Source organism: Fibrella aquatica (assembly GCF_041321135.1).
In the GTDB taxonomy this organism is placed as follows: Bacteria; Bacteroidota; Bacteroidia; order Cytophagales; family Spirosomataceae; genus Fibrella; species Fibrella aquatica.
The window spans coordinates 15,554-34,851 of the sequence record NZ_JBGGWF010000005.1 but is presented as its reverse complement, the minus strand read 5'-3'; the positions used below and the strand labels follow the sequence as shown (position 1 = coordinate 34,851).

Below are 19,298 nucleotides of genomic sequence, written 5' to 3'. Positions count from 1 at the left end.
TCGCGTGGCCTTTTAAGTCTTTTTTTGTCATCCCGACGTCAGGAGGGATCTTCGGTAACAGCAAGCATTGTTAGCTACTAGCCAAGATCCCTCCTGACGTCGGGATGACAAAAAACGCGGTCGTTACAGTTCTGCACTAACTCCCTCCGGCGCAGCCAATAGCCGGCTCAGATTAGTGGTAGTTTTCTCCCAGTTAAACTGCTCGGCGTGGCGAATGGCGCCTTCTGATAAGCGTTGCCAGAGGGAATCATCCGATAAGAGACGATGGAGTTGCCGGGCAAGATCGGCTTCACTCTGGTAATCGAAATACAGGCCCGACACGTTATTTTCAACGGTTTCGGCGGTGCCTCCGGTTCCGGTAACTACAGCGGGCGTGCCACACGCCATTGCCTCGATGGGCGACAATCCGAAGGGCTCGTTATGTGCAGCATGAACAAACACGCGACTGCTACATAGCAAGTCGGCCAGTTGGTCACCAGAGTAGAACTGGTCGATGATCTGCACCGAATCGGTCAGGCCTAATTCATTGACTAGCTGACGCAGATTCTCTTTTTCAAAGCCTTTTCCCTTGATCAGTAATTGGGTACGTTCGAATCCCGGCTGTTGCTGAAGCAGCTTCAGGGCCCGGATCACTACGTCTACACGCTTGAACTTCGTTAACGTACCCACCACGGCGATCTGCGGTTTCCGAACGATTTCGGGCCGGGGCCGGAAGGTGTCATGGTCGATGCCGCAGTACACCAACTTCACCCTGGCCGGGTCCAGTTGCGGGAACGTACCCAGCACCGTACGCTCCGAATAGGCGGAGTTTACCACTACTTCGTCGGTACAGGGCATGAGCGTATGCTCGACCCAGCGGAAGATCGGGTTCATCAGTTTCAAGCCCCAACGCATGTAATCGGGCTTGATGGAATTGATCCAGGCCATCTCGAAAATAAAGGCCGTAGGCTCGTGGCAGATATAGACCAGCCGGACCGATGGGTTCAACTTTTTGTAAAACCACCCCCACCAATTGGCGGGAAACGGCTCCGACACGATCACTGGCGAGCCTATCTGCTTCGTGGCCCGATGTACGCGCCAGTACATAAGCGGATAGAGCACCCAAAACCAGATCGAGGAGGACAGCGGCCCACCCACATCGACAAACTGCACACCTGCTGCCTTAGCCTCGGCCACAATAGCCGGGTCAGACTGCACCGACACCACGTAGACCGACTGTCCGGCACGCACCAGTCGCCGCGTTTCTTCCAACAGAACCGTGGTGGCTCCCCCGGCCAACATGCAGTGAGGATGAAGAAAAGTGACAGATGTGTTCAAGGTATTAGACTACGATTACTTTACACCAACATACTTTAGTAGCGTTTTAAAGGCCGCCGTTTCGGTCAGTTTAGACAGTGTACTCCACACGATATGCGGATGGGCCAACGGCCTTTCGTAAACAGCGTTATAGAGCGCACAAGCACCGAAAATATCGACCACGCCATAATGTGGCGCGTCTACAATAACGACTAAATCCTTGAGCCTCGATACCACGCTTACGGCCGACGAAGCGATCATAGTGCGATTTTCGAGATCAGCCGAATCGTACTCAGGTACGTTGTTCTTCTGCGCAATTTCGCGGATGTTTCGGTAGATCTCCTCTTTCTGCCCTACCCCCGTGGTATTTGCTTCCCGGATAGCCGCTTCGAAGAAAATTTGCCAGTCGAACTTCGCTTTCCAGGCCTGATTTAATCCCGCGTCGAATGATTGAAGCAGTGATTCGCCGATAATCAACCCGATCGATTTACCGAGTGTATTTGACGCCATCGGGTGAATAGGAATCGTTTCCTCCTGATAAAAGAGTTTGGCGACGGCTTCGTTCCCCGGTTTTCCCAAGTGAGCAGCTCCGTTGCTCTTGCCCGATACGCCAAACACTTTCAAGCTTTTTTGCGAATACACAAACGTATCGAGCAGACCGGTGATGGCTACGCTCGAATACACGTCGGGAATCTGCGAATGGAAGAACGTACCTGTCGGCTGTTTGGCAGCCTCGATCAGCGAGCAGTGGATAAAGGAGTTATACAGACAGGGGATGGCCAGATAATGCTTTTTCCCGGCGATAACATGGCCTAATTCAGCAGCCGCATCCAGCGTTTGATAGCCAGACCGAAAGCTGACGTGTAGCTGGTTGGCCCGGCTAGCATCGAATACAGACGGCCACCAGTACAGCCCGTAATTGGTAGATAAGGCTTTGGTACCCGTTTTAGCAATAATCGTAGCTGCTTCCCGAACGGCTCCCGGCGTAAATCCGTCGTCGTCGCCCAGCACACTCACGTAGCCGCTCGTCACGTGCGAAAGCGCAAATTCCCAGTGGTGCGACATGCTGAGTGATTTACCCGGATTGATATACTCCACACGGGGATCACCACAAGCCGCGACCACCTGTCGCGTATCATCTGAACTCATATTGTCAGAAACGATAATCCGCAGGTGGTCGTAGTCTTGTTCGGTACAGGTGCGTAGGGTATGAACCAGCGTTTCCGCCCTGTTTCTGGTCGGAATAATAATGGTTAGCTGAGGCAATTGCGCCATAAAGTGCTTGACGATAACGCTTACTTCACCCGCTTCAGATAGCCTTCCGGTGCTACAGAGATCAGCAGTTTATTGTCGATGCTGTGATCAATTTCGAAGTTATCGTTCGTTTTCATGTACTCCCAAACGGCGGTTTTCGGGTTGTTACCCACATCCCAGGGTCGTTCGTAAGCACCTTTGGGCATATCTTCAACGATCGTGTCGAACACAACGCAGTATGAACCAACCGTTACGAAAGGTGCGTATAGTTCGAGTTCGCGCAGTACGTGGTCGTGCGTGTGGTTTGAGTCGAGGCAGACCATGATCGTCTGTTTGCCTTCGGCCCGGCGGGCTACTTCGGCCACCAATTCTTCATCAATCGCCGACCCCTGAATCATCTGAATTCGCTTGAACATCGGGTGCGCTTCAATCTCGCGGCGATTATGCTCGCGAATGTCAATGTCGATGCCGATCACTTCGCCTTTTCCGATGAGTTCCATCAGCGAGGCGTAGTAGATTAGCGAACCACCGTGGGCAATCCCCGTTTCGATAATCAGGTCAGGCTTAATGTCCCAGATCAGTTCCTGCATGGCAATCATGTCTTGCGGATACTGAATAATGGGGCGACCCATCCACGAGAAGTTGTACGAATACTTGTCGCGATTCGACGTAACGTTGAACGCGGCGGCGGCTTCGCGCAAATCACTTGGTTGGGCATAAGTGGCTACGCGCTCGGCACGTTCCTGCTTAAATTCCTCGACGGGGTTGGCTGTTGTGGTCATACAATTTTCTGGGTTTATCGCTTCGACTTTAAATTGGCGACTTCTTGTTTTAACTCACTGATTTGCTGTTTCTGTTCGATCAGATACAGCGTTAGTTCTTCTATTTTTTCCAACAACTTGGCATTCAACTGGGCAACATCAATACCCTCTTTCACCACCGTTTCGGCGGAGGGAACTGATGGCAGGTGATGCGCTTTTTTAACGAAGGCAGCTACTTCCTCAAGCGGCATTAGCTTATAGGTTGGTGAGAAAACCTTATCGCTCCAATCAGTTACCTGGCTGATCTGTAGGCGATAACGACCTTTCACGACCTCTCCTTTCTCATTCACTGTCAAAAATTGATCCGTATTAGCTGTTACAGGGCTATTGGCCGTAAGTTTTTCTAAACGAAGACCTGATTCGTCCGCATTTTCGCCAACAACGTGTAATCGGCTGGTTGGCGAGGACGTACCCACACCAACATTGGCGTTGTTTCCCAACACAATTGCGTCGCTGACGGCAACCTTGGCCCCTGCGCCCACCGCTGTTGCATTGTGAAGCGGTTGATTGTTAGCAGCTAATACTCCTGATTCGGTTCCAAGGAATGTATTCTGAGAACCCTGATCTAACTGTCCGGCTTCATAACCAACATACACGTTGTCATCTGTATTGGTCGCGGCTGGACCAGCGTTACGGCCAACATACGTATTACGGCTGCCGCTTACATTATTACGGCCAGCATTAGCACCGAAGTATGTATTGCTTTTACCACCTACGAGCTGATAGCCGGCCTTATAGCCAACACACGTATTTGAGTCTGCCTGAGCACTATAACCCGCCTGATATCCCACGTATGTACCGTATTGGTTCACTTGATTCGCGAAACCTGCTTGATAGCCAACAAACGCATTTTGACTACCGTTATAGTTTTGATAACCTGCCTGATAACCAAGGAATGCATTGGCATTGCCTGAGTTGTTGTTGTATCCAGACATGTACCCCATGAAAGCATTACTTGTACCTGTTTGCCCCCAAAGCCCTGATAAAGCCCCTACATATGTGTTATAATTTCCGTAGATATTTTCAAGACCAGCTCCATGCCCAATAAAAGCATTGTACGATCCCTCAGTATTCTTGTAACCCGTAGATGTACCAATGAAGGCATTATTATTTCCGGTTGTGTTGAAATGACCAGCATCACCACCTATGAAAGCATTATAGAATCCTGTTGTATTTAAAAGTCCGGCCTGAGTGCCGAAGAAAGAATTACTATATCCTTCCGTATTACTTACGCCTGCCCCTTGTCCAATAAAGGTGTTGTATGCTCCTGTCGTGTTTAAAATACCTGATCGATAGCCGATGAACATGTTTCTTGTACCGGTTGTGCTGACACGTCCAGCCTGTTGGCCGATAAACATGTTGTCAGATCCAGACGTCAGACTCATGCCTGTTTCAATACCAATAGCCATGTTATTACCTCCTGTCATTGTTGCATTGCCAACGTTGATACCATGTAGGAAATTATTGGCTCCAGGCGTAGCAGAAGCAGACCCCATCTGCACATAATTATTTTGCGCATACAGGGTAGAGGATAAGCAGATAGTAAATAGGAGGGATAGGTATTTCATAGTGAATGAAATTTGCTTTTGGTTGACAAAAGTCAAAGCTATGAAATAGTGCTATAGTACAAAACTGAGAATCGGTTATACACATAGAGGTTATTATTAATCCTCATATGCTCTTTAACTTTTTGTTGTTGCCCCAGAACGCCATGGGTTCGTAATCGGGGTATGGGTAATGGCCTAAATTTAACGTAATAAGGGCATTGAGCCGTTGAAGGTGTTCTTCGACTAATCTCCGCACCGAAATGGGTTGTCCACTGCAACAGTTGATAACGCCCGTCACCGCCCGCTGTTCAGCAATCTGACTCAGGTACGTTGCCACCGTTTCAATAGGCAAATAATCACGCAATTGTTCGCCGCCCGACATGTTGAATACCGGTTCGCCCGCCGCCACGGCCCGCTCCAGCAACGGCAGGATCGAGTTGGGGCTTTGGCCGGGACCGTACATATAAAACAGCCTCGCCCACTTCAGAACAAACGAATATTCGGTCTGCAACGTACCCAGAAAACGCCGGAGCGAGTCCTTGGCAAGTCCATACGGATTGGCTGGGTACGTTACCAGTTCTTCGGATAAACAACCACTTTGCATACCGTACTCAAAACACGTGCCAGTAACCGTTATATCAGTTAACCCATTCTTAATCAGATTTTTAAGAAACAGGTAATGCGGAAACAGGTTTTGATCGAGGTGAAACGACGACCTGTAATTGGGTAACCCCTGCCAGGCAAGGTGCATCAGCGCGTCGGGCTGGCCGAAGTAGGTGTACAGATTCTGATTATCACCCGCCGTTGGCAACGTATACGGTACAACCGTCACCTGATCGGCCCAGTCGAACTGAGCCAGCTTGTCGGACTTCGTTGCCGAGGCCGTAACGCGATGCCCACGCGCAAGCAACGCCCGCACCACGTGCTGCCCCACAAACCCCGATGCGCCGGTGACGAGAATATGCATTTGTGAACTGTAGCACCGAAGCTCCAGCTTCGGTAATGGTTATGTATTTCAATAACTACCGAAGCTGGAGCTTCGGTGCTACAATTACAACACTTTCACTTCCGGAATGGGCATAACGAACTGTCCGCCCCACTCCGAAATGTACGACAGTTGCTTCGTGATTTCGTCGCGGAGGTTCCAAGGGAGAATCAGCACAAAGTCGGGTTTCCGAGCCTTCAGCGTTGCTTCATCGACAACCGGGATGTGGCTGGCGGGGAGAAACTTGTTCTGTTTAGCCGGGTTGGCATCCACCACGAAATCGATCAGGTCGCTTTTTACGCCGCAGTAGTTCAGGAGCGTGTTTCCTTTCGCCGCTGCCCCATAGGCCGCCACTGATTTACCCGCCCGCTTTTGTTTCGTCAGGAAGTCGAGCAGATCAAGCTTCACGTTTAAAGCGCGCTGCTGGAAACCTTCGTAATACGCCATCGTGGTCAGGCCCGTTTCGGCTTCTTTCTGGATCATCGCCGCCACGTTAGGCGAGATTGACTTGCTCTGATCAGCTTCATGTTTGGCGTAAATCCGCAGTGAGCCGCCGTGGGTGGGCAGTTCATCGACGTCGAACATGACCAGCCCCTGCGCCGCAAAAATCTGGCTGACAGTCGTGAACGAGAGGTACGAGAAATGCTCGTGGTATATGGTGTCGAACTGGTTGTTTTCGACCAACTGCAACAGGTGCGGAAACTCCATCGTGACCACGCCTTCGGGATTGAGCAGGATGCTCATACCCTTCACAAAATCAACGATGTTGGGTACGTGTGCCAGCACGTTATTACCCAGGAGCAAATCAGCACCGGTGCCCTGACCTCTCAGCTCGCTCGCCAGTTCGGTACCGAAGAAACGGGTGATGGTTGTCACACCTTTTTCGATAGCGGCGGCGGCGGTATTGGCAGTTGGTTCAATACCCAGCACCGGAATCTGTTTCTCCACGAAATACTGAAGCAGGTAGCCATCATTCGAGGCTACTTCCACCACCAGCGACTGCCCGTTTAGCCCGAACCGCTCGGTCATGGCCTCCACGTAGCGTTTTGAGTGAGCCAGCCAGCTAGTCGAAAACGACGAAAAGTAGACGTAGTCGCTGTCGAAAATAGCGTCCGACTTCTTGTACTCATCGACCTGCACCAAGAAACAGGTTGGACAGGTAAAGACCTTTAACGGATAAAACGTTTCGGGCTCATTGAGCTGTTCGGCCGTCAGAAACGAGTTCGAGGCGGGTGAATTGAACAGGTCAATAAAGACGTGCTCAAGCGGTGTATGGCAGAATCGGCAGGTCATATTTCAATTAAGAATGAAGAATTAAGAATGAAGAATCACCGCGCTGCATTCCAGCCTTAATTCTTCATTCTTAATTCTTAATTGAGTGAAGCGAACCCCAAATCACGGGCAGATATATCCGCTATGGGCAGGGGCCAGGTTATGTTTAGTTTCGGATCGTTGTAACGAACGCCATCCTCATATTCGGGGGCGTAGGCGGTGCTGTGGCAATAAACCAGTTCGCAATTGGGTTCGAGTGTCTGAAAACCGTGGGCGCATCCTTCGGGAATGTACAGCATCTGCTGATTTTCGGCCGATAGCTCAGCGCCAAACCACTGCCTATGCGTGGGCGAATCGGGCCGGAGATCGACCAGCACATCGAACACGCGACCGGCTACGCAACGAACCAGTTTTATTTCGGCCGCAGGTACGTGCTGAAAATGCATGCCCCGAATGCTGCCCGTAGTAACAGTCATGGAGTGATTCATCTGCACCCAATCAGCACAAAGACCTTTCGCCAGAAATGCCTCGCGGTCAAACGTGCGCATGAACCAGCCGCGATGGTCGCCACGGGGGGCAGGCGTGATCAGGTACGCTCCGGGTATGTCTAGTTGGTGGAAGATCATGAATTGAGGGAGTTTAAGGTCCAAGGTCTAATGTCCAAAGCGTTACTAATCAGCACATAAGATCGCTTTTTAAGTACTAAACGTTGGACTTTAAACATTGGACATTAGACTTTTAGACATCGAACATTTCACATCGCCCAGGGTTGGTTAGCCGCCTCGGCCTGCGACGTGTAGGCCCGCAGATCGGCGTCGGTATGCACGGCTCCGTTCTGGTAATAATCGCGGTACCAGGCTATCGTGCGCTGAATGGCGGTTTCGGTGTTCCAGACGGGTGTCCAGCCTAGTTGCTGATGCGCTTTGGTACAATCCAGCGACAGCAGATGCGCCTCGTGCGGATTCGCGTCCGACGGATGTTCGTTGCACTGAATGGCCGACCATTCGGCGCGGGCGTGGGCAATGACGTCGCGAACGGGCAACACATCGGTAGGTGCAGGGCCAAAATTCCAGCCCTCGGCGGCAGGTATCTTGCCTTCCAGGAGCTTCTGCCCAACCAGCAAATAGCCCGATAGCGGTTCCAACACGTGTTGCCACGGACGAACCGCCAGCGGATTCCGAATCTCTACCGGAATATTGAGTTGGGTACTCCGAATCAGGTCGGGAATGAGTCGGTCAACTGCCCAATCGCCGCCGCCAATGACGTTGCCCGCTCGCACGCTCGCCACCAGCACCTGATGCGATTGACCGTATTGAGCCGAGTTGAAAAACGAGTTGCGGTAGCTAGCCGTAATCAGTTCAGCCGCCCCTTTCGAGACGCTGTACGGATCGAAGCCACCCATCGGATCGGTCTCGCGCAATGGGCGACCGTCTTCCGGGTTCTCATAGCATTTATCGCTGGTCACGATCACGACGGCCCGTACCGACGGCGTTTGCCGAACGGCTTCCAGCAGGCGGGCAGTGCCCAGAATATTGGTTTCCAGCGTTTCCAGCGGTGTTCGATACGATTCGCGCACCAACGGCTGAGCGGCCATGTGAATGACGATCTCAGGCTGTGCGGTATGCATCGCCTTCGTCAGCTCAGGTACGTTGTTCAGATCGGCCAGCGTTTCCGGTTGCCCCAGCGCCAGCAGCGCGTGGTGGCTCGGCGTAGTAGGCGCAGGCAGCGAATAGCCAACCACGTTGGCCCCCAGCTGTTTCAGCCAATACGACAGCCACGACCCCTTAAAGCCCGTATGCCCCGTCAGAAAAACGGTTTTATGTTGGTAGATATCGTTGAACATGAACAGATTGGTTTGTCGTTTGATGTTTGTGGTTTGATGTTGCGCTGCTAAGTCAACATGTGGTTGATAGGCAACGTCAAACCACAAACATCAAACGACAAACTCTTTTTTACCAAACTTTCCATTCCGCCTGACCACTTGTCCAGGCGTTTTCGAGTTCGGTTTTGTCGCGCAGGGTATCCATTGGTTTCCAGAAGCCGTTGTGGCGGAAGGCCATCATCTCGCCTTCGGCAGCCAGTGTTTCCATGGGATAACGCTCCCAGGTGGTGTCGTCGCCTTCGATGAGGTCAATGACAGAGGGGTCGCAAACAAAAAAGCCGCCGTTGATCCAGGCACCGTCACCTTTTGGCTTTTCGAGGAACGACCGAACGCCGTTGATGTCGTTCACATCGAGGGCACCGAACCGGGCCGAGGGCTGCACCGCCGTGAGGCTGCATTTCTTGCCATGCGCTTCGTGAAACGCAACGAGCTTTGTGATATCAACGTCGCCGACGCCGTCACCATAGGTTAGCATAAACGGCTCGTTGCCAATATGATGACGTACCCGACGAAGCCGACCGCCGGTCATGCTGTTCAATCCCGTATCAACGAGGGTCACTTTCCAGGGTTCGGCCTGTGACGTGTGTACCGATATTTCGTTGGTACTTAAGTCGATCGTGACGTCAGACTGGTGGAGGAAGTAGTTCGCGAAGAACTCTTTAATGATATATCCTTTATAACCCAGGCAAACGATGAACTCGTTATAGCCGTGAGCCGAATATATTTTCATGATGTGCCAAAGAATCGGCATACCGCCGATTTCGACCATCGGTTTGGGCTTTACGACCGTTTCCTCGCTGAGACGAGTACCGAGGCCGCCGGCCAGAATCACAACTTTCATGGGTGCGCGGGCTACTACGCTATGGGTTAGCTCAGGCAAGTTAAGGCAACCTACCTGATGATAAATAGGCCCACTCCAATTTTCATGCCATTAATCTGGCTAGCGCAGGCTGGCGCGAGTGTTTACTCGTGCCTATAATGTCGCAAGCATCTGCTTGCACAGCGCGAAAGCGCAATATGGTAGAGTAAGAGCCATTTTCTTCTTGCTACCATATTGCCCTGACGGGCTGTGCAAGCATATGCTTGCAACATAAAAGGCACGAGCACATGCTCGCGCCAGCGATAGCGAGTAAACACTCGTGCCAGCCCCCTACCGCACGTACACGTTCAGATCGAGGAATTTGTTGCGGAATTTACCGGTCGGGTCATACATACGGGCCAGTTGCAAAAATTCGGGAAGCATTTCGTAGCGCTCTTTGATCACTTTCGGATCTATCTTGAACAGCTTCCCCCAGTGCGGTCGGGCAGTGAACGGAGCTAAAGCCGCTTCGATCTGCGGCAGAATCTGGCGCACTTCTTCCCAGTTCTGTTTCCACGTAAAATGAAACGCCACAGAGTCCTGATTGTAGCAGGGACTCATCCAGAAACTGTCGGCCGCAATGGTGCGAATTTCCGAGATCATCAGTTGCGGATAAATCACACTACCCAGCTTTTCGAGCGCTAGAAACGCGTCGACGGCGTTCATTTTAGGTACGAAATATTCCGATTGTAACTCCTCGCCGCTGCTGGGTGTAAAGCCCATTTTGAAGTGCGGCAACCGCTCGTACCACGGGCCAGGCACGCCCATTTGCTCGGTACAGTTTTCGGCCGACATGGTCGTGATCGGGTGCAGGTTTTTGGTAGCCGCCTTAGCCCCGAAAAAATCCGGCCCCAACGCTTTCGTGTCCGGCTCGACCTTCCGCTTTATCCAGACCTGGCTAATCTTCTTATCCTGCCAATCGGTAAACAGGCTCACGCTGTAGCCGCTACCCAGAATCTCGTCGAAATGATCGACCAGCGATTGCAGCGGCAGATCTTGGAACAGATCCTGACGTACCTGATAGGTTTTTTGAATGTCGAGCGTCACCTTGGTGATCATGCCCAGCGCGCCCAGGTTAACAACTGCGCCGTTGAATAAAGTCGCGTCTTTATCCCGGCTGAGTGTGACAACTTCACCGCTGGGCGTAATTAACTCTAAACCAGCTACCGCCGAGGCCAGGTTGCCGTTTTTCACGCCAGACCCGTGCGTGGCCGTGGCGCAGGCTCCGGCTACGGAAATGTGCGGCAGTGATGCCAGATTATGCAGGGCATATCCCCGCTTGTCAAGCTCCGGCGCAAACTGACCGTAGCGCGCACCGCCCTCGACAGTAACGGTCATAGCCTGCTCATCAATCGACAGCATTTTATCGAAATGTTTGGTCGAAATCTGGGCCAAGGGACTATCGGCAATGTCGTTGAAGCAGTGGCACGAGCCAAGCGCTTTCTGGTGGCCCGCCCGCTTCAGTACCGTCTGTAATTCGTCGATCGTTTTGGGCTCGTAAAATTCTTTGGCCTGATACGTGTAGTTACCCGCCCAGTTTTTACGAACCGTTTTACCCTGCCCATCGCAGGAAAGTAGGGGTGAGAACATAGTGCCAGCCACCAGAACAGATGATGTTTTCAAGAATTCGTTACGTTTCATAGGTTGGAGATTAACGCGAAAGCTACAGTGATGGTGGAGTTGGCGTTGCCGCCACAAAAGGTAAAGCCTCGTGGGGGGAGAACCTAATTGTGTACGCCAACTCACGTTGGTTGACCGGTAAGATATACCTGATAATAATGTCCATCTTCAACGTACAGGTAACAAAAAAAGCGCCCCGACCAGTTGGTCAAGGCGCCTTCACAAATCATAGTTGGATAGGTAATCAATTTCTTTTCTGTATGATACAGACGCCATATATACGTATCGAATCAACCATTTGGATTTAGAATCCCCGTAAAAAGTATGACACGGCACGTTTTGGCGTAACTTTGGGTTCCGAAAATAAAGCCGTACGCGTCCATCACTTTATGAAAGTAACGCTTCAACAAACCGATCGTTTTGAAGACCGTCACAACGGTCAATTTGACCAGGATTTCAACCAGATGCTCGAAGCAGTGGGCGTTGATACCATCGACGAACTCATTGAACAGACCGTACCGGCCAATATCCGGCTCCCCCGCCCACTCGACCTGCCCGCTCCGAAAGGTGAACATGAGTTCTTAAGCGACTTCAAAAAGCTGGCGCAGCAGAACAAAATCTTCACATCGTACATTGGTCAGGGCTATTACGATACCCTCACGCCGAACGTCATTCTCCGTAACATTCTGGAGAACCCGGCCTGGTACACAGCTTATACGCCTTACCAGGCCGAAATTGCCCAGGGCCGCCTTGAAGCCCTGCTGAATTTCCAGACGGTGGTGTGCGACCTGACAGGTATGCCGATTGCTAACGCCTCATTGCTCGACGAGGCAACGGCCGCCGCCGAGGCTATGACCATGCTGCACAGCCTGCGTCCCGCTTCGCGTAAAAAAGCAGAAACGTTCTTTGTATCAGACCGTTGCCACCCGCAAACCATTGAGGTGGTACGTACCCGCGCAACCCCGCTGAATATCCGCGTGGTAGTGGGCGATCACCGGATGGCCGATCTGACGTCGGGCGCCATTTTTGCCATGTTGCTGCAATACCCCGCCACCGATGGTGAGGTATTCGACTATACCGATCTGATTACAGCGGCCCACGAATTGGGTATCAATATTGCCGTGGCTGCCGATCTGATGGCGCTGACGATGTTGACGCCTCCCGGCGAAATGGGTGCCGACGTAGTAGTTGGCTCAGCCCAGCGTTTTGGCGTACCCATGGGTTTTGGTGGTCCACACGCGGCATTCTTCGCCACGAAAGACGTGTACAAGCGTCAGATTCCGGGTCGGATTATCGGGATGTCGGTCGATGCGCAAGGCAATCCGGCGTTACGGATGGCCTTACAGACTCGTGAGCAGCATATCCGTCGCGAGAAAGCAACCTCGAATATCTGTACGGCGCAGGTTCTGCTGGCTGTCATGGCCGGTAGCTACGCCGTGTACCACGGTCCACAGCGCCTTCGCGAGATTGCCGAACGTACCCACGGCCTCACCCGGTTATTTGCCAAAGCAGCCCAACGGGCAGGTTTCGAGATTCTCTCTGAGAATTATTTCGATACAGTTACCCTACGTACGAACGATATTGAGTCATTAAAAAAATCGGCACGGGCGGCACAAATCAACCTTCGCTACGCCAGTAACGGCGAGCAGGTCACTATTTCGTTCGACGAAGCTAAAACGCTCGACGACCTGAAGATTCTGCTCGATGTGTTCGGCATTCAGGTTACCGACGATAGCCTGTCAGACATGATCGACAGCCTGGAACTGACCTGGCCCGAGCGCCTGATTCGTCAGTCGACGTACCTGACGCATCCGGTTTTCAACACGCACCATACCGAACACGAGATGTTGCGTTACCTGAAATCGCTGGAAGAGAAAGACCTTTCGCTGGTGCACTCGATGATTTCGTTGGGAAGCTGCACCATGAAACTCAACGCCACCGCCGAAATGATTCCGGTGACCTGGCCTGAGTTTGGCAAAATGCACCCCTTCGCACCAAAAGAGCAGACTGCCGGTTATCAGCAACTTTTCGCCGACCTAAACACCTGGCTGTGCGAAATCACTGGCTTTGCGGCCATGTCGCTGCAACCAAACTCGGGCGCGCAGGGAGAATATGCGGGCTTGATGGTTATTCGGGCGTATCACGAAAGCCGGGGCGATGAGCACCGCAATGTGGCCCTGATTCCGCAGTCAGCCCACGGCACTAACCCTGCCAGCGCCGTAATGGCCGGCATGAAGGTGGTGATCGTGAAATGCGACGAACGTGGCAACATCGACGTACCTGACCTGAAAGCGAAAGCCGAACAGTACGCCGCCGATCTGTCGTGCCTGATGGTAACGTACCCAAGTACTCACGGTGTTTTCGAGGAAAGCATCATCGACATCTGCGACACGATTCACCAGTTTGGCGGTCAGGTGTACATGGACGGTGCCAACATGAACGCGCAGGTAGGTCTGACGTCCCCCGCTACGATCGGTGCCGACGTGTGTCACCTCAATCTGCACAAAACCTTCTGCATTCCGCATGGCGGCGGTGGTCCGGGTATGGGGCCAATCGGCGTAGCTGAGCAACTGGTGCCATTCCTGCCGGGTAAAGGGTCGGGGGCTGTGTCGGCAGCGCCTTACGGGTCGGCCAGCATTCTGACTATCTCGTATGCGTACATTGCCATGATGGGCGGCGAAGGACTGACCAACGCCACCAAGCGGGCTATCCTGAACGCTAACTACATCAAGTCGCGGCTCGACGGTCATTTCGAAACGTTGTACACGGCCGCCAGCGGTCGCGCGGCGCACGAAATGATCATTGACTGCCGTCCGTTGAAACAGTCTGTTGGCATCGAAGTAGAAGATATTGCCAAGCGCCTGATGGACTATGGTTTCCATGCGCCAACGGTATCGTTCCCGGTAGCGGGTACGATGATGATCGAGCCAACGGAATCAGAGTCGAAAGCCGAACTAGATCGGTTCTGTGACGCTATGATCGCCATTCGGAACGAGATTCGTGAAATCGAAAGCGGCGCGGTCGACAAGACCGAAAACGTGCTGAAATACGCGCCGCACACCGCCCTGGTAGCTCTGGCCGATGACTGGACCCGGCCATATACCCGTGAGAAAGCCGTTTTCCCACTGCCTTATGTTCGTGCCCGCAAGTTCTGGCCAAGTGTAAGCCGCATCGATTCGGCCTATGGTGACCGCAACCTGGTATGCTCATGCGTACCAACCGACGCCTACGCCGAAGTAACCGCCGAAGCCGACATGGTAGCCACAGATATGGTGTCGCCGGCCTAAACTAAGTTTGTGGTTTGTCGTTTGAAGTTTGTGGTTGCGCTGCTGATCTAACCAGGTCATGGATTAGCAGAGCAACCACAAACCTCAAACGACAAACCACAAACTATTTTTCCCAACGTTATGCAAGACATTGAGCCTTTCTATGGCTGGGAGAAGTACTATGCCGCATCCGACGACCCGCAGTCGCCGTTTCATGAGCGGACGTATAATACGCTCCAGTACGAAAACGATATTTACGGATACTACATCCACCCGTTTTGGGACGAAATCGGTTCTGAAACGCTCTACTGCAAGATTCTTTACGCCAATTATGACCGGCAGGCCGTGGTCATCGAACTGTTCGGCGAGTGGAATGACACGTTGCACAACGACATCATGCACCTGAAACGGCAGGTCATTGACCCACTTGTGCAGGAAGGCATCAAGTACTTTCTGCTCATCGGCGAAAACGTGCTCAACTTCCACGGCTCCGACGATAGCTACTACGAAGAGTGGTTCGACGATGTAGAAGACGGCTGGATCACGGCGATCAACTTCCCCGAATTTGTGGAGCAGGAATGGAAACGATTCCGCCTCGACTACTACATCAACTTCGGCGGAACGCTAAACCTCGTCAACTGGCGAACCCTGAAACCCATGAATCTGATCGAAGCCGTAGGTACGTTGATTACCAGAAGGCTGGGGTAAAAAAGTTTGCAGTTTGCTGCGGTCCGACGTATCGGTTTCTGTTTGCTGTTGCGTTGCTGACTTTACGTAGTGTAACTTGGCAGCGCAACTGTAAATAGAAAACTGCAAACTGATATAATGGATAATAAAACCACCGCCGCTGAGCAAATTCAGGCCACTAAAGCCGCTGCCGCTGAAAAATTAGACGCGTTTAAAACGGAGGCTGGCGAACACCTGAACGCCGCCGCCGCTCAACTCGATGAGTTGAAGGATCAACTGGTTGCCAAAGCACATGAATTGGGCGATAAAGTAGACATCGAAGACCTGAAAGCGAAAGCGGCTTTGCATGTTGAAACCGTAAAAGCTACCACGGCCGAAACGCTGACAAACCTACAGGCTCAGGCTGAAACCGCGTACACAGCCGCCTCTGCCAAGGCTGATGAACTCGCCGACGCTGCTGAAGATAAATTTGATGAGGTTCGCGCTGAGGCTAACGTGCAGTTGGAAGCCGCTCAGGTTAAACTCGACGAACTGAAAGCCGAAGCCGCGCATCAGGTCGAAGCGGCTAAAGAGAAAGCCAAAGCCGTTTGGAATCAGCTGTTTGGCGAGTAGATAGCCTTACACTTATTGCAGAAATCCCATCGTACAACTCATCACGGCAAGTGTAGAGTTGTACGATGGGATTTTTAGTACCCGACCAATGGCTTTCGGTGCTATTCGCCGGACAAGATCGTTCTGAACTACTCTCAATTCTTAAGCGTAAAGCGCCGTTTCTCCACCGGAGCCGTCTTGTCTCTAGCTTCTCATCTATCAATTCTTAATTCACAACCGGGTGCTTCCTGTGCCAATCGGTCGCGTCCTGATAGGCCTTGGCAACAGCCAGTACCGATCCTTCGGCGAAAAGCTGTCCGTTGAAAGTGATACTGGTGAGGGTTTGCTGCGCGTTGAAACCGTTGGGCAGCACCACACAGGGGTGACCCGTTAGGTTGGTCAGTTGCAGGTTCCCCCCGGCATAGGCGGGCGTGATGTATACGTCGACCTGCGCTTTTTTCAGCACCTCATGCATCTGGTTAATAAGCTGGGTACGTATGCGATTGGCCTGTATGTATTCGACCGCCGGAATAAAGCGCGATGACCGAAATTCGTTGGGCCAGGCCCCTTTTCCCTGCCGAACCATCAGACTGTCGCGGCCCGAACGGGTCAGTTCGTCGAAAGCGGCGGCACCTTCTACGCCGATGATCATGGTCAGCGCGCCGTAGCGGAAGGGGGGTAACTCAATGGGTACCAGCGTAGCGCCAAGTTTCTTGAGTAAGTCGAGTGTGGCCTGATCGTTGGCTTTATTTGGGTACGTGCTATCGAAGGCTTTTTGAACAACCCCGATTCTGACACCTTTGAGCGAGGCCATGGGCGCATATCGAAACGGCACGTTTATAACCGTTGGATCGAGGTTATCGGGGCCCTGAATGGCGTTAAAAACCAGCGCACAATCTTCTACAGAGCGAGTCATGGGGCCAATTTTATCCATCGACCACGAAAGCGCCATGGCTCCGTGACGGCTCACACGTCCGTAGGTGGGGCGCAGGCCGGTAACGCCACAAACCGTTGACGGTGACACAATGGAGCCCAGCGTTTCGGTGCCGATCGCAAATGGCAGCAACCCTGCCGATACGGTACTGCCCGACCCCGCCGATGAACCGCTGGAGCCTGTTTCCTGCTTCCAGGGATTTCGACTTTTGCCGCCAAACCAGACGTCGCCCATCGCCAGTTCGCCCATCGCCAGTTTGGCGCACAGCACGGCACCGGCGTCTTCGAGTTTTTTGATAACAGTGGCGTCATAATCGAGCACCTGATCTTTGTAAGGCACCGACCCCCAGGTGGTTTTATAGCCCCGGCGGGCCAGCAAATCTTTGGCCCCGTACGGAATGCCGTGGAGTGGTCCGCGGTATTTGCCGGCTTTGAGTTCAGCATCGGCGCGGCGTGCCTGTTCCAGAGCCAGCTTTTCCGTAAGAGTGACTACGTTGAACAGCGTTGGGCCGTAGGTTTTCAGGCGCGTCAGGAAAAACTGAGTCAAGGATTCCGACGAAATCTGCTTCGTGCGGATCAACTCACCCAATTGCGCCACGGTGTAGAACGCCAGATCGTCGCGGTTGGCGGGCATACGTACCTGACCCGGTGCCGATGCCTTGAACGAACTGGCTCCGGTGGGCATGACAAAACCGGTGGGTAGTGGGTTGAAATAAAGGGCCGGAGCAACGTCGTTGGTGAGGTTAACGGTTCGTATCGTCTCAAAATCGCGGCGCTGATCCATGAGGTTGTCGAGCATGGAATCGCGCTCGGCACGGGTAAACGACAACCCGAATATGTTCGAGGCTACGTCGGCCATTTCGGCCGTGATGGGTTTCCTGGGATCGTCGTAGCTGGTAATGAATGCCCCAGCGGCGAAACTAACGGCGCAAAGGATCAGAAGGCGTACAGGTTTGTGCATGAAGTTGGTTGGTTGTATAAACCATTAAAAGTAAACAGAGTACTGGATATTAGATACTGTCTGTTTATTTGCCCAACCGTCGGGGTATCCTGATAGTGAATATTATTGATCCTTATACACTTTGAGTCAGATAAAATCAGAAACCCTCAGCAACGCCCATTTATTGGTCATCGTAGTGGCACAATTTGCCGGCACGTCGCTATGGTTCGCCGGGAACGCCATTCTGCCTAATTTACAACCGTTATTAGGCACCACGGCACTGAGCGGCTGGATCACCTCGGCGGTGCAACTGGGTTTCATTGCCGGTACGTTGGTCTATACCCTGTACCGTATTCCCGATACGTACCCGGCCACCCGCGTTTTCCTGATATCGGTGGTGGCGGCAGCCCTTTTCAATCTGCTTATTCTGCTGTTGCCGCTTCGGTCGGGTTGGGTATTGCTGAGTCGGTTCGGAACGGGCTTTTTTCTGGCGGGCGTTTATCCGGTCGGCATGAAAATCGCCGCCGACTGGTTTCGGCCGGTGTTGGGTCGGGCCATGGGGTTTCTGGTGGGTGCGCTTGTGTTGGGTACCGCCCTGCCGCACCTGATTCGGGGCGTGGGTCAATCGCTGCCGTATGAGGGCGTATTGCTCACCGTGAGCGCGCTGGCCGTGGCAGGTGGCCTGTTGCTGGCGTGGGCTATTCCCGCAACGTCGGTTCCCCGTCGACCAGGTACGTTCAGTCTGCGTGTCTTTCCGTTGTTGTTTCAGCCCGGGCCATTGCGGGCCGGTGTATTGGGTTACTTCGGACATATGTGGGAACTGTATGCGCTGTGGGCGTTTCTCCCGGCTTTGCTGACTATCTACAGTCAGTATCACCCCAACACTCTCGTTAATACGCCGATTTGGGCATTCTGGGGCATTGCCGCTGGCTTTGTGGGTTGTGCCGGTGGCGGACTGCTGGCACTTCGCTTTGGCAGCAAACGTGTAGCTACGGCTAATTTGCTCATTTCCGGCCTCTGCACCGCACTCATTCCACTGATGGTTTATGCACCACCAGCCCTGTTTTTGGGTTTCCTGCTCATCTACGGCATCACAATCGCGGGCGACTCTCCGCAACTGACCACGATCGTATCAACCAACGTACCTGACGATATGCGGGGAAGTTTACTAACGCTGGTGACCTGCCTTGGCTTTTCAATCACCATCGTCTCCATTCAATCGCTGGCCTGGTTGTTATCGTATTCGGGTGGTTCTGTCTGGGCGTTTTGGCTGCTGGTGCCGGGGCCGATATTGGGGCTTTGGGGAATGATGAACAAGCGGTCTATTGGGTAGTTGTTGAGTAGA

Annotated in this window: 15 protein-coding genes; 4 read left to right on the top strand and 11 right to left on the bottom strand. The window is 52.7% G+C overall.

From position 1 onward, the window contains the following. Positions 1–123 precede the first annotated feature (123 nt). The 10 genes from ACAW87_RS13580 to ACAW87_RS13535 all read right to left on the bottom strand — a co-directional run bounded on the left by ACAW87_RS13580 (position 124) and on the right by ACAW87_RS13535 (position 11,557). Positions 124–1,317 (bottom strand): glycosyltransferase family 4 protein, encoded by a 1,194-nt coding sequence (locus ACAW87_RS13580; protein WP_370723952.1) that lies wholly within the window; start codon positions 1,315–1,317, stop codon positions 124–126. 15 nt (positions 1,318–1,332) lie between these two features. Then, positions 1,333–2,571: a glycosyltransferase family 2 protein gene (locus ACAW87_RS13575; protein WP_370723951.1), complete on the bottom strand. Its 1,239-nt coding sequence runs from the start codon at positions 2,569–2,571 to the stop codon at positions 1,333–1,335. A 20-nt stretch (positions 2,572–2,591) separates the two neighbouring features. After that, complete coding sequence (locus ACAW87_RS13570) at positions 2,592–3,332, bottom strand: cephalosporin hydroxylase family protein (protein ID WP_370723950.1); 741 nt, start codon at positions 3,330–3,332, stop codon at positions 2,592–2,594. A gap of 14 nt (positions 3,333–3,346) precedes the next feature. Then, positions 3,347–4,939 (bottom strand): autotransporter outer membrane beta-barrel domain-containing protein, encoded by a 1,593-nt coding sequence (locus tag ACAW87_RS13565; protein ID WP_370723949.1) that lies wholly within the window; start codon positions 4,937–4,939, stop codon positions 3,347–3,349. Positions 4,940–5,042: 103 nt separating this feature from the next. After that, on the bottom strand, positions 5,043–5,885 hold the full coding sequence (locus tag ACAW87_RS13560) for an NAD-dependent epimerase/dehydratase family protein (RefSeq protein ID WP_370723948.1): 843 nt from the start codon (positions 5,883–5,885) through the stop codon (positions 5,043–5,045). Positions 5,886–5,969: 84 nt separating this feature from the next. Continuing rightward, a complete protein-coding gene (locus ACAW87_RS13555; protein ID WP_370723947.1) occupies positions 5,970–7,196 on the bottom strand; it encodes a methyltransferase domain-containing protein in 1,227 nt (408 codons plus the stop codon). Between the two features lie 77 nt (positions 7,197–7,273). After that, positions 7,274–7,801, bottom strand: coding sequence for a dTDP-4-dehydrorhamnose 3,5-epimerase (gene rfbC / locus ACAW87_RS13550; protein WP_370723946.1), 528 nt, complete (start codon positions 7,799–7,801; stop codon positions 7,274–7,276). A 128-nt stretch (positions 7,802–7,929) separates the two neighbouring features. Beyond that, positions 7,930–9,018 carry a CDP-glucose 4,6-dehydratase gene (gene rfbG / locus ACAW87_RS13545; protein WP_370723945.1) on the bottom strand — a complete coding sequence of 363 codons (1,089 nt, stop codon included), beginning with the start codon at positions 9,016–9,018 and terminating at the stop codon, positions 7,930–7,932. A gap of 109 nt (positions 9,019–9,127) precedes the next feature. Then, complete coding sequence (gene rfbF, locus ACAW87_RS13540) at positions 9,128–9,898, bottom strand: glucose-1-phosphate cytidylyltransferase (protein WP_370723944.1); 771 nt, start codon at positions 9,896–9,898, stop codon at positions 9,128–9,130. Between the two features lie 309 nt (positions 9,899–10,207). Further along, positions 10,208–11,557: an FAD-binding protein gene (locus tag ACAW87_RS13535; RefSeq protein ID WP_370723943.1), complete on the bottom strand. Its 1,350-nt coding sequence runs from the start codon at positions 11,555–11,557 to the stop codon at positions 10,208–10,210. Positions 11,558–11,925: 368 nt separating this feature from the next. Here ACAW87_RS13535 and gcvP point away from each other — a divergent pair, with 368 nt between their 5' ends. The 3 genes from gcvP (at position 11,926) to ACAW87_RS13520 (ending at position 16,101) form a co-directional block, all read left to right on the top strand. Then, positions 11,926–14,823 (top strand): aminomethyl-transferring glycine dehydrogenase, encoded by a 2,898-nt coding sequence (gene gcvP, locus ACAW87_RS13530; RefSeq protein ID WP_370723942.1) that lies wholly within the window; start codon positions 11,926–11,928, stop codon positions 14,821–14,823. 120 nt (positions 14,824–14,943) lie between these two features. Next, on the top strand, positions 14,944–15,510 hold the full coding sequence (locus ACAW87_RS13525) for a hypothetical protein (protein WP_370723941.1): 567 nt from the start codon (positions 14,944–14,946) through the stop codon (positions 15,508–15,510). Between the two features lie 117 nt (positions 15,511–15,627). Further along, positions 15,628–16,101 (top strand): hypothetical protein, encoded by a 474-nt coding sequence (locus tag ACAW87_RS13520; protein ID WP_370723940.1) that lies wholly within the window; start codon positions 15,628–15,630, stop codon positions 16,099–16,101. A gap of 205 nt (positions 16,102–16,306) precedes the next feature. On the opposite strand, the gene ACAW87_RS13515 is transcribed toward ACAW87_RS13520, so the two are convergent. After that, positions 16,307–17,974, bottom strand: a complete 1,668-nt coding sequence (locus ACAW87_RS13515; protein WP_370723939.1) for an amidase — start codon at positions 17,972–17,974, stop codon at positions 16,307–16,309. Positions 17,975–18,095: 121 nt separating this feature from the next. Here ACAW87_RS13515 and ACAW87_RS13510 point away from each other — a divergent pair, with 121 nt between their 5' ends. Then, entirely contained in the window at positions 18,096–19,286 is a 1,191-nt protein-coding gene (locus ACAW87_RS13510; protein ID WP_370723938.1) for an MFS transporter, read from the top strand. Positions 19,287–19,298 lie beyond the last annotated feature (12 nt).

What these genes read in the sequence shown, in the direction of transcription:
- ACAW87_RS13575 (WP_370723951.1), bottom strand. Translation starts at nt 2,571, where the DNA reads ATGGCGCAATTGCCTCAGCTAACCATTATTATTCCGACCAGAAACAGG.
- ACAW87_RS13570 (WP_370723950.1), bottom strand. Translation starts at nt 3,332, where the DNA reads ATGACCACAACAGCCAACCCCGTCGAGGAATTTAAGCAGGAACGTGCC.
- ACAW87_RS13565 (WP_370723949.1), bottom strand. Translation starts at nt 4,939, where the DNA reads ATGAAATACCTATCCCTCCTATTTACTATCTGCTTATCCTCTACCCTG.
- ACAW87_RS13560 (WP_370723948.1), bottom strand. Translation starts at nt 5,885, where the DNA reads ATGCATATTCTCGTCACCGGCGCATCGGGGTTTGTGGGGCAGCACGTG.
- ACAW87_RS13555 (WP_370723947.1), bottom strand. Translation starts at nt 7,196, where the DNA reads ATGACCTGCCGATTCTGCCATACACCGCTTGAGCACGTCTTTATTGAC.
- rfbC (WP_370723946.1), bottom strand. Translation starts at nt 7,801, where the DNA reads ATGATCTTCCACCAACTAGACATACCCGGAGCGTACCTGATCACGCCT.
- rfbG (WP_370723945.1), bottom strand. Translation starts at nt 9,018, where the DNA reads ATGTTCAACGATATCTACCAACATAAAACCGTTTTTCTGACGGGGCAT.
- rfbF (WP_370723944.1), bottom strand. Translation starts at nt 9,898, where the DNA reads ATGAAAGTTGTGATTCTGGCCGGCGGCCTCGGTACTCGTCTCAGCGAG.
- ACAW87_RS13535 (WP_370723943.1), bottom strand. Translation starts at nt 11,557, where the DNA reads ATGAAACGTAACGAATTCTTGAAAACATCATCTGTTCTGGTGGCTGGC.
- gcvP (WP_370723942.1), top strand. Translation starts at nt 11,926, where the DNA reads ATGAAAGTAACGCTTCAACAAACCGATCGTTTTGAAGACCGTCACAAC.
- ACAW87_RS13525 (WP_370723941.1), top strand. Translation starts at nt 14,944, where the DNA reads ATGCAAGACATTGAGCCTTTCTATGGCTGGGAGAAGTACTATGCCGCA.
- ACAW87_RS13520 (WP_370723940.1), top strand. Translation starts at nt 15,628, where the DNA reads ATGGATAATAAAACCACCGCCGCTGAGCAAATTCAGGCCACTAAAGCC.
- ACAW87_RS13515 (WP_370723939.1), bottom strand. Translation starts at nt 17,974, where the DNA reads ATGCACAAACCTGTACGCCTTCTGATCCTTTGCGCCGTTAGTTTCGCC.